Consider the following 14,497-nt stretch of genomic DNA (forward strand, 5'->3'; position numbering starts at 1 on the left):
GAGGATCCGACATGCGCTGGCTGAAATTCACCGCCTCGGACAAGACCTCCTGGGGGATCGTTGAAGGCGACCGGGTCATCGCAATCGACGGCGATCCGTTCGGCGGATGGCAGCGCACCGCGCGCACGCTTCCGCTTGGCGAGGTGAAGATCGAGCTGCCGCTGATCCCGCGCACCTTCTATTGCGTCGGCCTGAACTATTTGAAGCACCTGAAGGAGGCCGCCGACAAGCGCGGCGAGGTGCCGGCCGTGCCTGACAGGCCCGAGATCGGCTATCGCGCGCAGAACGCGCTGATCGCACACGACGAGGAGGTCGTGATCCCCTCTTTCGCGACGGACAAGATCCACTACGAGGGCGAGCTCGTCGTCGTCATCGGCAAGAAGGTCAAACACCTCACCAAGCAGAACGCGATGGATTGCGTATTCGGCTACACCATCGGCAACGACGTCAGCGAGCGCAGCTGGCAGAAGGCGGATCGCAGCCTGTGGCGCTCGAAGAACGCCGACACGTTCAAGCCGATGGGCCCGTGGATCGAGACCGAGGCGAATCTCGCCAGGATGGAGACCGTCGTCCGCGTCAACGGCAAGGAGACCAACCGCTTCTACACCAACGACATGATCTTCGGCGTGGTGCCGTTCCTGGTCGAGCTGACCAAGTACTTTACGCTATGGCCGGGCGATGTGATCTGGATGGGCACCGACGGCGCCTCGCCGGACATTAAGCATGGCGATGTCGTGGAGATCGATATCACCGGCATCGGCACGCTGCGCAATCGGTTCGTGCGGGAGCAACGGTAGATCAGCTCGTGCCGCCTGAGCGGCCCTTCACATGATCGATAAAGGCCCGCAACTTCGGCATGATTTGTCGGTGACCGGGATAGTACAGGAACACGCCCGGCGTCATCGGCGCGAATTGCTCCAGGACGGGAACGAGCTTTCCCGCCGCCATGGCACCGGTGGCCAGCGGTGCGGGCACTTGCGCAAGACCCACACCTTCGACGGCGGCTCCGAGCATCGTTGGAAAGTCGTTGGCGATGAAAGGTCCCGCAACCACAATCTCGATCGAACGACCGTTGTCGTCGAGCGACCATGACGCAAGCGCACCGTTCGATCGTCGCAATCTCAAGCACGCGTGCTCGCGCAGATCGTCTGGCCGCTCGGGCCGACCGCGGCGGGCAAGGTAAGCCGGGCTGCCGAGGATAATGAGCGGTAGCGGATTCGTCAGGCGCACCGCGACCATGTCGGGGGCGATGAACTGGCCCAACCTGATGCCGGCGTCAAAACCTTCGGCTGCGAGGTCGACCAGTTCTTCGCTTGCGGCAAGCTCCACCTCGATCTCGGGAAATGCCCGACAGAACGACGCGATCAGCGGCTCCAGCAGGATCGGCACGACGGAGCGCGGTACGGTGAGACGCAGGAGCCCGGCCGGTCGCTGTCCGAGCTCGCGCGCCGCACCGCTGGCGGCGACGAGCTCCTCGAAGGCAGGCCTGGCGCGCGCAAGGAATCTTTCGCCGGCTTCGGTCAAACCGACACTGCGGGTCGTGCGGATGAAGAGCGCGGCGCCGACGCGCGCCTCGAGCGCGCGTATCGCCTGACTGATGGCCGAGGGCGTGACCCCGAGTTCAGCGGCCGCTCGGCGGAAACTGCGATGTTGGGCGACACTCAGGAACGCCTCCACGCCGTCCAGTGCACCGTGCCTGACTGTGAAGTTCTGCTTCATAGCCCGTCAACATTATCGCGAATAGTAACTCGCGGAAAGCAGCTTTACATCCGAATTGCAAATGAGCCGTGCCGCCGCAGCAACCGCCGCGATCGGAGAAACGATATCGATGAAGACAGTCCGCAACGTCGTCTTGAACGTCGTCTTGGCAGTCACCCTCATACTCACAGGCGCAACCTCCATGGCCGATCCTTCACTTGCCCAATCACAGACCGCGTCGCCGACAACGGGGGTCATGGTCATCCTGACCGTCAAGGCGGGCGTCACCCGAGATCAGATCATGGCCGTCATGCCCGATGAAATCAGGCAGACCGTGCAGCTCTATCTCAACGGAACGGTTCGCGAATGGTATTCGCGATCCGACGGGCGCGGCGCCGTATTCCTGTTGAATGTCAGGGATGTCGCCGAGGGACACGCGATCATGGAGGGCCTGCCGCTCGCGCGGCGGGAACTCATGGACCACGACTACATCGCAGTCGGTCCGCTGATGCCGCTCGGTCTGCTGATGGCCAAGCCCTGAGCGTCCGCCGACGCCGAACCCACCGGCTTCGACCACACTGGCCGGACAGGCCACCACAAGGACATCCGAACGTGCCGCAAAGCTTCAACCTTCCCTTCGTGCTCAGCGTCGCCGGCGCTTTCCTGACAAGCGCGGTGGTGGCTTCGATCTACGTCTGGCCGGCACTCCGCGTCATGCCGCGCTATGAGGCCCTGAGACTGCTCGCGGCCTTCAACGCGTTCAGGTTCTTCGGCATGAATTTCATGGTGGCGGGATTCGTATCCGCGGAGTTGAGCCCGAATTTCGCCGCCGAGGTCGGATGGGGGGACCTTATTGCCGCCACTCTCGCGCTCGCGTCAATCGCAGCACTCTCCTGGCGATGGTCGATCGCAATTCCGATGGTCTGGGCGTTCAACGTCTGGGGCACGCTGGATCTCCTGAATGCCTACTACATGGGCGTGACGAAAATCCAGGATCCCGGCCTCTTCGGCGCCGGCATTTATATTCCAGCCCTCTACGTGCCGCTGCTGCTCGTCAGCCATGTTCTCGTCTTCATGATTCTGGTGAGGTCCGGATCGGAAGAAAAAACGGCCTGACACGGCCGCTGGCCGCGATCTCGTGCGTCCACCACAGCCGACCTCTCTTTAGGGAACGCCGATGAACAGCGATGCTGCTTCCGTTGCCGCCCCGGCCCAGCCTGCCATCCGGCTCGGCTTGATGTGGACCGTTCTATTCACGATCCTGTGGACCTGGCTGATCTACTCGCTCCCCGCACTTCCGCAGAGCGGCTTTCCGGCCCTCGGCGTTCGGCTGCTGGCCCATGGGCTCATTGCGCTCGGCCTGTGGCTCGGGCTCGAAAACACCGCGTTGACGCCAGAGCAACGCCGGGCGACCTGGCTGGTCGTCATGGTCCCCTTCACGCTTTGGGCTGCCCTCGCCTGGACGGCATCCATCAATGGTGCATTCCGCACGGGTGCCTCCTCCTTGCCGCTGCTTCCCGCGGCGATCCTGCTGCCAGTGATCGTCGGCACTCCTGTGCTGATGCTATCGAAGCGGGTCGGGCAATTGCTCGATGCAATGCCGACGACGTGGCTCATCGCCCTTCAGGTCTATCGCATCTTTGGCAGTCAGTGGCTCGCTTACTGGCTGCGCGGGGTGCTGCCGGGCGTCTGGGCATTGCCGGCAGGAGCCGGCGACGTGCTGACCGGACTGTTCGCGGTGCCGGTGGCGATCGCCTTGGCGGCCGGGACCGCCGAGGAGCGGAAAGGAGCGATCTTCTGGAATATCTTCGGCCTCGCAGACTTCGCCGTCGCGATCGCCCTGGGAATGGCGATGTCGCCTGGCCCGTTCCAGCTCATCGTTCCGGATGGCCCGAGCATGGCCATTGATACCTTTCCGAACGTGCTGACCCCGGCCTTCGTCGTGCCAAGCTCGATCCTGCTGCATGCACTGTCGCTGCGCCAACTGCGCCGTCGCAGCCGGGTGGAGACGGTATGAGTCCCCGCGTTGTCTCAGAACGGCAGCGCCACGCCGGTCTTGATCTCCTTCAGCACCACATTGCTGCGGACGTAGCGGATGCCGGGGATGCGGAACATGAACTCGTCGAGGAATCTGTTATAGGCCGCCATGTCCTGCACGACGACGCGCAAATGATAATCGGCGTCGCCCGTGGTCGCGAAACATTCCAGCACCTCGCGGCGCGTCGTGACCCTGGCCACGAATTCGTCGACGAACTTCGCATCGTGCCGCTCCAGCGAGACGTGGAGGATGGCCGACATCGTAAATCCCGCCTGCTCGCGCGCGACCAGCGCGGCATAGCCTTGGATGACGCCGCTCTCCTCCAGCGCGCGCACCCTGCGCCAGCAGGCGGAGGTGGACATGCCGACCTCGTCGGCGAGCTGCTGATTGGTGGCGCGACCATCCTTCTGAAGATGGGCGAGTATTCGCGTGTCCTGTTCTTCGATCATGGAGGCCTCCCCAGGCCGAGAACATCTACCAAATTTGATCGTCTTGTGCAAAATTCTACCGAAATTTTGATCTACGCGGGACAAATAGGTAAGACCTACCAGGCTCCCAGGCATAACCTTCCATCATCAGGCAGGATGCCGCGCGAGGTCCACCATGGACGCCATTCCGTCACTCGACGCTTACGAGCTCTCCGACCGCTACGATCGCGAGGAGGGCCGCGTCTTCCTCACGGGTACGCAAGCCATCGTCCGCATCGCGCTCGACCAGGCAAAGCGCGACCGTATCCGCGGTCTCAACACCGCCGGCTTCATCTCCGGCTATCGCGGCTCGCCGCTCGGCGGCATCGATCTCGAGCTGTGGCGCATCCAGGAGCGCCTCAAGCGGGACCGCATCGAATTCCTTCCGGCCGTGAACGAGGACCTCGCGGCAACCGCCGTGCTCGGCTCGCAACAAGTCGAGACGCAAGCGGAGCGCGAGGTCGATGGCGTGTTCGGGCTCTGGTACGGCAAGGGCCCCGGCGTCGACCGCTCCGGCGATGCGCTCAAGCACGGCAATGCCTATGGCTCCTCGCCGCATGGCGGCGTGCTGGTGGTCGCCGGCGACGACCATGGCTGCGTCTCCTCCTCGATGCCGCACCAGTCCGACGTCGCCTTCATGAGCTGGTTCATGCCGACGTTGCATCCAGCCGATGTCGGCGAATATCTGGCGTTCGGCGAATATGGCTACGCGCTGAGCCGCTTCTCCGGCATGTGGGTCGGCTTCAAGGCGATCTCGGAGATCGTGGAGTCAGGCGCATCCGTCGCGCTGCGCCCGCCGCGCGCCTTCCGCACGCCCGACTTCACGCCGCCGCCGGGCGGCCTGCACTATCGCTGGCCGGACCTGCCGGGACCGCAGATCGAGGAGCGGCTGGAGGCGAAGAAACACGCCGTCTATGCCTTCGCAAAGGCCAATCCGATCGACCGCCACATCTACGATATTCCGAACGCCACCTACGGCATCGTGACCACAGGCAAGGCGCATCTCGACCTGATGGAAGCGCTGCGGCTGATGGGCCTCGATGAGGCGGCCTGCCGCAGCATCGGCATCGACGTCTACAAGGTCGGCATGGTCTGGCCGTTGGCGCTACATGACGCGATGGACTTCGTGAAGGGCAAGCGCGAGATCCTCGTTGTCGAGGAAAAGCGCGGCATCATCGAGAGCCAGTTCAAGGAGTATTTCTACGACTATCCCGGCACCAAGCCCGAGCGCATGGTCGGCAAGCATGACGAGCGAGGGGCGCGGCTGATCTCCTGGATCGGCGAATTGTCGCCGCGTGCGCTGGCTGGCGTGCTCGCCCGCCGGCTCGATCCGATGTTTCCGGGCCTCAATCTCGCCGCACGCGCGGCCGCCTTGATGCCTGAAGCCGCCCGCACGATCAACGTCAGCGGTGCGACACGTACGCCTTATTTCTGCTCGGGCTGCCCACACAACACGTCGACAAAGGTGCCTGAGGGCTCGAAGGCGCTGGCCGGCATCGGTTGCCACTTCATGGCGAGCTGGATGGACCGCGAGACGTCGTCGCTGATCCAGATGGGCGGCGAGGGCGTGAACTGGGCAGCGTCGTCGAGATTCACCGGCAAGAGGCACATCTTCCAGAATCTCGGCGAAGGCACCTACTATCACTCCGGCTCGATGGCGATCCGGCAGGCGATCGCCGCCAAGGCCAACATCACCTACAAGATCCTGTTCAACGACGCCGTCGCCATGACCGGCGGCCAGCCGGTCGACGGCCCCATCAGTGTCCATGCCATCGCGCATAGCGTCCGTGCTGAAGGTGTGGCGCGCATCGCGCTGGTGTCGGACGATCCCGCGCAGTTTTCGCCGGCGGACCTGCCTATCGGCGTCACCATCCATCCGCGCGAGGAAATGGACCCCGTGCAGCGCGAGCTGCGCGAGGTCTCCGGCGTCTCCGTCCTGATCTACCAGCAGACTTGCGCCACCGAGAAGCGGCGCCGCCGCAAGCGCGGGCAGATGGCCGACCCCAAGCGTTTTGCCTATATCAACGACCTCGTCTGCGAGGGCTGCGGCGACTGCTCGGTCGAATCCAACTGCCTCAGCGTCGAGCCGAAGGAGACGCCGTTCGGCCGCAAGCGGCAAATCAACCTGTCGACCTGCAATAAGGATTTTTCCTGCCTCAACGGCTTCTGTCCCAGTTTCGTGACTGTCGAAGGCGCGACGCGCCGGAAGAAGAGCGCGAGCGAGATCGATGCGGTCGGCCGCGCGGCGACGCTTCCTCTGCCCGCTCCCGTCACGCTCGACCGTCCCTACGACCTGCTGGTAACAGGCGTGGGCGGCACCGGCGTGATCACCGTCGGCGCGCTGATCGGCATGGCCGCGCATCTCGAACGAAGCGGCGTCTCGGTGCTCGACTTCACCGGCTTTGCGCAGAAGTTTGGCCCGGTGCTGAGCTTTATCCGCCTCGCCGCCTCGCCCGAAGCGTTGCATCAGGTCCGCATCGACCAGGGCGCGGCCGATGCGCTGATCGGCTGCGATCTCGTCGTGAGCTCCGCGCCGAAGGCGTCCGGCACCTATCGCCGCGGTACGCGCGCCGCTGTCAACACGGCGGAGATGCCGACCGGCGACGTCGTTCGCTTCCGCGATGCCGATCTCGCCTCGCCCGCCCGCCTGCGCGCGATCCGGCAGGTCGTCGGCAACGACAATCTCGACACCATCAACGCCAACGCGCTGGCCGAACGGCTGCTGGGCGATGCCGTCTATGCCAACATCATCATGCTGGGCTTTGCCTGGCAGCGCGGACTGATCCCCGTCTCGCTGCAAGCGCTGTTGCGCGCGATCGAGCTCAACGGCATCGCGGTCGAGCGCAACAAGCAGGCCTTTGCCTGGGGCCGGATCGCCGCCGCCGATCCGGACTCTCTGCCGATGGCGGACGATACGCCCAAAACCGAGACGCTCGACCAGCTCATCGCCCGCCGCGCCGATTTCCTCACCGCCTATCAGAACGCAGCTTATGCGGCACGCTACCGGACGATCGTCGATAAGGTTCGCAACGCCGAAGCTGCGCTGAGCAGCGAGGCGATGACCGAGGCCGTCGCACGCGCGCTGTTCAAGCTGATGGCCTACAAGGACGAGTACGAGGTGGCGCGCCTGCACATGCAGACCGGCTTCCTCGACGAACTGAAGCGCGAGTTCGAGGACGGTTTTAGCGTCCAGTATCACCTTGCGCCGCCGTTCCTGCCATCCGAACGCGACGCCCGTGGCCGTCCGCGCAAGCGCGCCTTCGGCCAGTGGATCCACACGCCACTTGCCCTGCTCGCGCGGTTGAAGGGGTTGCGCGGGACGCCGCTCGATCCGTTCGGTTACACCGCCGAGCGGCGCACCGAGCGGGAGCTGATCTCCTGGTATGAGGGCGTGATCGAACGGATGCTGCACGAACTCGACGCGGCGCGCCTGCCCGATTTCATTGCGATCGCCAAGGCTCCGATGGAGATCCGTGGCTACGGCCCGGTCAAGGACATCGCGGTCGCGAAGGTGAAGCCGGAGGTCGAACGGCGTCTCGCCGATGTGATCGCCGCATCGCCGGCAGAAATGCGCGCCCACGGTTGACGTGAAACACCGATCCCGGCAGCAATGCCGGCAATCCCGGTGTCCAGATTCCAATCGCGCTCGGCGCGACGAGCAAATTGCCGATTGGCCTTGAGCTCGACGGCCCGGCAGGCAGCGATCGTCGCTTGCTCGCGATCGGCATCGCGCTTGACGGCGTGTTCGGGCGGCGGCCGCCGCCGCACCGGTCATGAATACGGATTGATCAGCTTCTGCTGCTCGGCGCTGTGCGCCACCAGCATGTCGATGAAGGTCCTCACCTTCGCCGACAGATGATGGCGATGCGGATAGACCGCGTTCATGGACAGCTCGACCGTCCGATATTCCGGCAACAGGCGCACGAGGTGACCGGCTTCGAGGTCGTCCTGAATGAGAAACCCCGCCATCAGGCAGACGGCAGCGCCCCCCAGCGCGACCTTCCGCAGCGCTTCTCCGCTGTTGGTGACGAAGCTGCCGGATATCCGTACCGATGCCGGCGTGCCCTTGCGATCGAGGAAGCGCCATTCATCGCCAAACGGATAGTTCAGGTGACGGCCGCAATTATGCGCAGTGAGCTCGTCGAGCTTCTGCACCCGGCCGTGCTTCTCGATATATTCGTGGGAACAGCACAGCACGTGACGCCAGGTGGCGAGGCTCCGCACGATCAGGCTCGAATCCGGCGGCGGCGTCATGCGCAGGGCAACGTCGTAGCCTTCCTCGATGAGATCGACATCGGCCTCGCCCATGCGCAGATCGATCTTGAGCTCCGGATAGGCCGACAGGAGTTTCGCCACAACCGGCGCGACGAACGGGACCATGTGCGTGGCGACGTGGACGCGCAACGTGCCGCGGGGCACCGACTGCAATTCGCTCGCGATATCGTCGGCCTGTTCGATATCGGCGAGGATCTGGACGCAGCGGTCGTAATAGGCCTTGCCGATCTCGGTGAGGTTGACCCTGCGCGTGGTGCGCTGAAGCAGCCTCACGCCGAGCCGGTCTTCCAGCGCCTGGACGTGATTGCTCACCATGGTGGTCGACATGTTGAGCTTGCGGGCTGCTGCGGAGAAGCCGCCGGTCTCGACCACCCGGCTGAAGACTTCGAGGCTGGTCAATCGGTCCATGCCGCCTGATTATCCGCTCTTGGTCGATAATCTCAAGGTTTTCGCCCTGATTATCTACCAGATCATCCCGCGTGTGACATGGCGCATGGGTTAGCAGCAATCGCTCGACAGGCGCGGCAATCGCTCTGGGGCAGTCGCACGTCTGGTTCGGTAGACCACACACCAGGGCGAACCCCGGACTATCCACCCTGAGTGGATAATCCTTTCAGCATTTCGCCGATTATCGCTCGAACTGGAAAGACCGATAGTCCCTTCCAGCCGATAGGAGACCGTCATGTCCGAGATGCCCCGCACCGAAAACTTCCAGCAAGCAACTGAAATCACTCAAGATTATTCCAAGGCACCGCAGCTTGTGCCGGTCCGTAACAAGCTCCGGCGCGCGGCCCTGATACTCGCACTCCTCGCGGGCACGACAGCGGTTGTCTATTACGGACACGACTACTGGATCAACGGCCGCTATCTCGAGACGACCGACGACGCCTATGTCAAGGCGGACTCCACGATCGTCGCGCCGAAGGTTTCCGGCTACATCGCGAAGGTCCTGGTCGGCGACAATGAAAAGGTCAAGGCCGGCCAGATACTGGCCAGGATCGACGACCGCGACTTCAGGGCGGCGCTCGATCAGGCCCGCGCCGATGTCGCCGCTGCGGAGGCTTCCGTGCGCAACCTCGATGCCCAGCTCGAACTGCAACAGCCGATCATCGAGCAGAGCACGGCCGATGTCACGGCTGCGGACGCCAATCTGAAATTCGCCCAGGAGGAGCGCGCCCGCTACGACGACCTGATGAAGTCGGGCTCCGGCACGATCCAGCGCGCACAGCAGACCGATGCCGCGCTGCGCGCCAGCAACGCGCAATTGCAGCACGCCAAATCGGGCCTTCTGGCCGCACAGCGCAAGGTCGACGTGCTCACCACCCAGCGCGCCCAGGCCACGGCCCAGCTCGAACGCGCCCGCGCGGTCGCGCAGCAGGCGGCGTTGAACCTGTCCTATACCGAGATCACCGCACCGGTAGACGGCACGGTCGGCGCCCGTAGCTTGCGCGTCGGCCAGTACGTGCAGGCCGGCACGCAGTTGATGGCGGTGGTGCCGCTCGATGCGGTCTATGTGGTCGCGAACTTCAAGGAGACGCAGCTCACCCATGTCCGCGCCGGCCAGCCGGTCGAGCTGCGCGTCGACAGCTTCCGCAGCCAGACCCTGCGCGGTCATGTCGACAGCCTGTCGCCGGCCAGCGGGCTCGAATTCGCGCTGCTGCCGCCCGATAACGCCACCGGCAATTTCACCAAGATCGTGCAGCGCGTCCCGGTGAAGATCGTGCTCGACGATCACAGCCTCACCGGCCTGCTGCGGCCCGGCATGTCGGCGGTGCCGACCGTCGACACCAAGGCCGCTGTGCTGGCTGAGCGCGAGACGGCAAAGCGCCTCGCTGACAACACGGTCCATCCGAGCGGCGGGTGAGGCTGCAAAACCGGCGGGATTATCAAGTCCCGCCGGACGATCCTTCCAGGACTTCCGCGATTATCGAAACCATCCGCCCAGCGCATCCTGTCTCCGTAACCGAGACGAGGCTTCCATGAGCACGCTCCAACCGACCGTCAACGCCGCCTCCGCCGCCAACTTCCCCGCGCCGGCCGCGGCTCCCACGATTCCGGCCGTGTCGGCCAAGACCTGGATCGCGGTGATCGGCGCGACGCTCGGCGCCTTCATGGCGGTGCTGAACATCCAGATCGTCAACGCCTCGCTCGCCGACATCCAGGGCGCGATCGGCGCCGGCATCGACGACGGCGGCTGGATCTCGACCTCCTATCTGATCGCGGAGATCGTGGTGATCCCGCTGTCGGGCTGGCTCGCCCAGGTGTTCTCGATCCGCATCTACCTCCTCACCAACGCGATCTTATTTCTGGTGTTCTCGGCGGCCTGCGCGCTGGCGCAGGACCTGCCGCAAATGATCGTCCTTCGCGCCGTGCAGGGCTTTAGCGGCGGCGTGCTGATCCCGATGGCGTTCACACTGATCATCACGCTGTTGCCGAAGGCGAAACAGCCGATCGGACTTGCGCTGTTTGCGATCTCTGCGACATTCGCACCCGCGATCGGCCCGACCATCGGCGGCTATCTCACCGAGAATTGGGGCTGGGAGTACATCTTCTACGTCAACCTGGTTCCCGGCACGCTGATGATCGCGATGCTGTGGTTCTCGCTGGAAGCGAAGCCGATGAAGCTGTCGCTGCTGCGCGAGGGCGACTGGCCGGGTATCGTCACCATGGCGATCGGCCTCTCCGCGCTGCAGACCGTGCTGGAAGAAGGCAACAAGGACGACTGGTTCGGCTCGCCCTTCATCGTCAAACTGTCCATTATCGCCGTCATTGCGTTGACCGCTTTCCTCGTGATCGAGCTGACTGCGAAGAAGCCGCTGTTGAACCTGCGTCTGCTGGTTCGCCGCAATTTCGGCTTCGGCATCCTCGCCAACTTCCTGCTCGGTATCGCGCTGTACGGTTCGGTGTTCATCATGCCGGTCTATCTGTCGCGCATCCAGGGCTACAATGCCGAACAGATCGGCATGGTTCTGGCTTGGACCGGCTTGCCGCAGCTGTTGCTGATCCCTCTGGTGCCGCGGCTGATGCAACGCTTCGACGCCCGGATCATCATCAGCGTCGGCTTTGCGCTGTTCGCGGCCTCCAATTTCATGAACATCTATATGACGAATGACTACGCCACCGATCAGCTGTTCTGGCCCAACGTCGTTCGCGCCGTCGGACAGGCGTTCGTGTTCGCGCCGCTCTCGGCCGTCGCCACGGCCGGAATCGAGCCGGAGAATGCCGGCTCCGCATCGGGCCTATTCAACATGATGCGCAACCTCGGCGGCGCCATCGGCATTGCGCTGCTCCAGACCGTGCTGACCAAGCGCGAGCAGTATCACTCCAACGTTCTGATGCAGTCGGTCTCGATGTTCGAGCAGGCCACCCGCACGCGGCTGGAACAGCTCACTCAATATTTCGTCAATCACGGCATCCTCGATCGTGCGGATGCGTCGCATCGTGCCTATGTCGCAATCGGCCATATCGTGCAGAAGCAGGCCTATATCCTGGCCTTCAGCGACACCTTCTACCTGCTCGGCATGGCGCTGATCGTGGCCCTGATCGCCGTCCTCTTCCTGAAGAAGCCCGGCCAGACCTCGGCCGGTGGAGCCCACTGACGTCACCCCAGCAAAAGGAGAACGACCATGAAGCCCCGCATGAACTACTATCAGGCCGCGCCCGACACGCTCAAAGCCCTGATCGCGGTGGACGATCAGATCAAGGCCAGCGGCCTGGAGCAATCCCTGATCGAACTGGTCAAGACACGGGCGTCGCAGATCAACGGTTGCGCCTTCTGCATCAACATGCACACCGAGGACGCCCGCAAGCGCGGCGAGACCGAACAGCGGCTCTATCTTCTCAATGCCTGGCGCGAATCTCCGCTCTACACCGATCGCGAGCGCGCTGCCTTGGCCTGGACCGAAGCGGTGACGCTGATCTCCGAGACGCACGCCCCTGACGACGTCTACGAGCAGGTCCGCGCGCAGTTCTCGGAGCAGGAGACGGTCAACCTCACCATGCTGATCGGCACCATCAACGCGTGGAACAGGATCGCGATCTCGTTCCGCGCGGTCCATCCGGTGAAGGTGAAGGCGTCGGTGGCGTGAGGGGTGGTGTCAGTGGCGGCGTGCTGGACGCAACGCCGCTACCACACGCTCAACTGTCATGCCCCGCGAAGGCGGGGCATCCAGTACGCCGCAGCCTCTCGATTCATTCACGGGCGTCACGGAGTACTGGATCGCCCGCCTTCGCGGGCGATGACACCTGAGGTGCGTCCTAAACCGCCGTCGCCTTGGCGAATTCCACGTAGATCTCGCGCAGACGTGTCGCCATCGGGCCGGGCTTGCCGTCGCCGATTGTCTTGCCATCAATCGCGACCACCGGCTGCACGAACGACGAGGCCGAGGTGATGAAAGCTTCCTTGGCAGCGAGCGCCTCGGCGACCGTGAAGGACCGCTCCTCGACGCGGAGCTGACGTTCTTCCGCGAGCGCGATCACGGCCTTGCGCGTGCAGCCCGGCAGGATCGCGTTGGAGTTCTTGCGCGTGACGATGACATCGTCCTTCGTCAGGATGAACGCCGACGACGAACCGCCCTCGGTGACGTATCCATCCTGCAGCATCCAGGCTTCGCCTGCGCCGACTTCCGCCGCGGCCTGCTTCGCCAGCACCTGCGCCAGCAGCGCCACGCTCTTGATGTCACGCCGCTCCCAGCGGATGTCGGGCACGGTGATCACGTTGATGCCGGTCTTGGCCGAGGCGGCATTGATGATGTCCTTTTCCGAGGTGAACATCACCAGGCTCGACCTGACATCAGCCTTGGGGAACGGGAAGTCGCGGCCCTTGTCGGCGCCGCGCGTAACCTGGAGATAGACGAGGCCGCTCCCGAGCTTGTTGCGCGCGATCAGCTCCTTCTGCAGCTCGGTGATGCGATCGAGCGTCTCCGGCAGCCTCAAGCTGATCTCGCCGACAGAACGCTCCAGCCGCGCCAGGTGCGAGGCGTTGTCGACCAGCTTGCCGTCCAGCACGGCCGAGACCTCGTAGATGCCGTCGGCGAACAGGAAGCCGCGGTCGAGAACCGAGATTTTGGCGTCCGAGAGCGGGACGAATGAGCCGTTGACGTAGGCGATCGAGTCCAAGGCAGGTCTCCTGGCGGGAAAAGGGGATTTGGCCACGGGTATAGGAGATTTAGCGAGCCCGATAAACCCTCGATCCGTCATTCCGGGGCATTCGCAAAGCGAATGAGCCCGGAATCTCGAGATTCCGGGTTCGATGCTTCGCATCGCCCCGGAATGACGGAGCCGGTTAATGCGACAGAATCTTCGACAGGAACTTCTGCGCGCGGTCGCTGCGCGGCTTGCCGAAGAAATCCTCCTTCGCCGCGTCCTCGACGATCTCGCCGCGATCCATGAAGATCACGCGGTTGGCGACCTTGCGGGCAAAGCCCATCTCGTGCGTGACGACCATCATGGTCATGCCTTCGCGGGCGAGATCGACCATGACGTCGAGCACCTCGCTGACCATTTCAGGATCGAGCGCCGAGGTCGGCTCGTCGAACAGCATGACGATCGGATCCATCGCGAGCGCGCGCGCGATCGCAACGCGCTGCTGCTGGCCGCCGGAGAGCTGCGCCGGGAATTTCTGCGCCTGCTCCTTCAGGCCGACGCGCTCCAGGAGCTGCATGCCTTTCGCCACCGCCTTGTCGTACGGCCGTCCCAGCACCTTCTGCTGGGCAAGGCAGAGGTTCTCGATGATCTTGAGATGCGGGAACAGCTCGAAGTGCTGGAACACCATGCCGACGCGCGAGCGAAGCTTCGGCAGGTCGGTCCTGGGATCGTTGACCTTGGTGCCGTCGACGCTGATGTCGCCCTCCTGGAACGGCTCGAGCGCGTTGACGCATTTGATCAGCGTCGACTTGCCCGAACCCGAGGGACCGCAGACCACGACGACCTCGCCCTTGGTGACGCTGGTGGTGCAGTCGGTCAGCACCTGGAAGGTCGGGGTGTACCATTTGTTGACGTGGCTGATTTCGATCATGAC

The 14,497-nt window shown here is 63.9% G+C and carries 13 protein-coding genes and 1 pseudogene; 9 read left to right on the forward strand and 5 right to left on the reverse strand.

The features are described from left to right. Window positions 1–11 precede the first annotated feature (11 nt). Window positions 12–797, forward strand: coding sequence for a fumarylacetoacetate hydrolase family protein (locus tag WN73_RS09635; RefSeq protein ID WP_028173916.1), 786 nt, complete (start codon window positions 12–14; stop codon window positions 795–797). 1 nt (window position 798) lies between these two features. Here the strand turns inward: WN73_RS09635 and WN73_RS09640 are convergent, their stop codons facing one another. Then, complete coding sequence (locus WN73_RS09640; RefSeq protein ID WP_028173915.1) at window positions 799–1,719, reverse strand: LysR family transcriptional regulator; 921 nt, start codon at window positions 1,717–1,719, stop codon at window positions 799–801. A 61-nt stretch (window positions 1,720–1,780) separates the two neighbouring features. Here WN73_RS09640 and WN73_RS09645 point away from each other — a divergent pair, with 61 nt between their 5' ends. The 3 genes from WN73_RS09645 to WN73_RS09655 all read left to right on the forward strand — a co-directional run bounded on the left by WN73_RS09645 (window position 1,781) and on the right by WN73_RS09655 (window position 3,715). After that, window positions 1,781–2,239: a hypothetical protein gene (locus tag WN73_RS09645; RefSeq protein WP_074077547.1), complete on the forward strand. Its 459-nt coding sequence runs from the start codon at window positions 1,781–1,783 to the stop codon at window positions 2,237–2,239. A gap of 71 nt (window positions 2,240–2,310) precedes the next feature. Further along, a complete protein-coding gene (locus WN73_RS09650; RefSeq protein ID WP_271552528.1) occupies window positions 2,311–2,814 on the forward strand; it encodes a hypothetical protein in 504 nt (167 codons plus the stop codon). Between the two features lie 61 nt (window positions 2,815–2,875). After that, complete coding sequence (locus tag WN73_RS09655; protein WP_028173911.1) at window positions 2,876–3,715, forward strand: hypothetical protein; 840 nt, start codon at window positions 2,876–2,878, stop codon at window positions 3,713–3,715. 14 nt (window positions 3,716–3,729) lie between these two features. Here the strand turns inward: WN73_RS09655 and WN73_RS09660 are convergent, their stop codons facing one another. Continuing rightward, window positions 3,730–4,185 carry an Lrp/AsnC family transcriptional regulator gene (locus WN73_RS09660; protein ID WP_028173910.1) on the reverse strand — a complete coding sequence of 152 codons (456 nt, stop codon included), beginning with the start codon at window positions 4,183–4,185 and terminating at the stop codon, window positions 3,730–3,732. Between the two features lie 154 nt (window positions 4,186–4,339). Here WN73_RS09660 and WN73_RS09665 point away from each other — a divergent pair, with 154 nt between their 5' ends. Both WN73_RS09665 and WN73_RS09670 read left to right on the forward strand, forming a co-directional pair. Further along, window positions 4,340–7,789 (forward strand): indolepyruvate ferredoxin oxidoreductase family protein, encoded by a 3,450-nt coding sequence (locus WN73_RS09665; protein ID WP_271552529.1) that lies wholly within the window; start codon window positions 4,340–4,342, stop codon window positions 7,787–7,789. Between the two features lie 5 nt (window positions 7,790–7,794). Continuing rightward, window positions 7,795–7,980, forward strand: a pseudogene (locus WN73_RS09670) (indoleacetamide hydrolase); the annotation flags it as partial. Here WN73_RS09670 and WN73_RS09675 read toward each other — a convergent pair. After that, a complete protein-coding gene (locus tag WN73_RS09675; protein WP_060909025.1) occupies window positions 7,975–8,886 on the reverse strand; it encodes a LysR family transcriptional regulator in 912 nt (303 codons plus the stop codon). The pseudogene WN73_RS09670 and the gene WN73_RS09675 sit on opposite strands and share 6 nt — an antisense overlap. A gap of 274 nt (window positions 8,887–9,160) precedes the next feature. Between WN73_RS09675 and WN73_RS09680 the strand changes: the two genes are divergently transcribed. The 3 genes from WN73_RS09680 (at window position 9,161) to WN73_RS09690 (ending at window position 12,566) form a co-directional block, all read left to right on the forward strand. Further along, on the forward strand, window positions 9,161–10,342 hold the full coding sequence (locus WN73_RS09680) for an HlyD family secretion protein (protein WP_271552530.1): 1,182 nt from the start codon (window positions 9,161–9,163) through the stop codon (window positions 10,340–10,342). A gap of 115 nt (window positions 10,343–10,457) precedes the next feature. Next, on the forward strand, window positions 10,458–12,077 hold the full coding sequence (locus tag WN73_RS09685) for an MDR family MFS transporter (protein WP_028173906.1): 1,620 nt from the start codon (window positions 10,458–10,460) through the stop codon (window positions 12,075–12,077). 27 nt (window positions 12,078–12,104) lie between these two features. Further along, on the forward strand, window positions 12,105–12,566 hold the full coding sequence (locus WN73_RS09690; RefSeq protein WP_028173905.1) for a carboxymuconolactone decarboxylase family protein: 462 nt from the start codon (window positions 12,105–12,107) through the stop codon (window positions 12,564–12,566). A gap of 169 nt (window positions 12,567–12,735) precedes the next feature. On the opposite strand, the gene WN73_RS09695 is transcribed toward WN73_RS09690, so the two are convergent. Both WN73_RS09695 and WN73_RS09700 read right to left on the reverse strand, forming a co-directional pair. Beyond that, window positions 12,736–13,596 (reverse strand): D-amino-acid transaminase, encoded by an 861-nt coding sequence (locus WN73_RS09695; protein ID WP_028173904.1) that lies wholly within the window; start codon window positions 13,594–13,596, stop codon window positions 12,736–12,738. Window positions 13,597–13,762: 166 nt separating this feature from the next. Further along, window positions 13,763–14,494 carry an amino acid ABC transporter ATP-binding protein gene (locus WN73_RS09700; protein ID WP_011090324.1) on the reverse strand — a complete coding sequence of 244 codons (732 nt, stop codon included), beginning with the start codon at window positions 14,492–14,494 and terminating at the stop codon, window positions 13,763–13,765. Window positions 14,495–14,497: the final 3 nt, after the last annotated feature.

Source organism: Bradyrhizobium sp. CCBAU 45394 (assembly GCF_028128655.1).
GTDB lineage: Bacteria > Pseudomonadota > Alphaproteobacteria > Rhizobiales > Xanthobacteraceae > Bradyrhizobium > Bradyrhizobium diazoefficiens.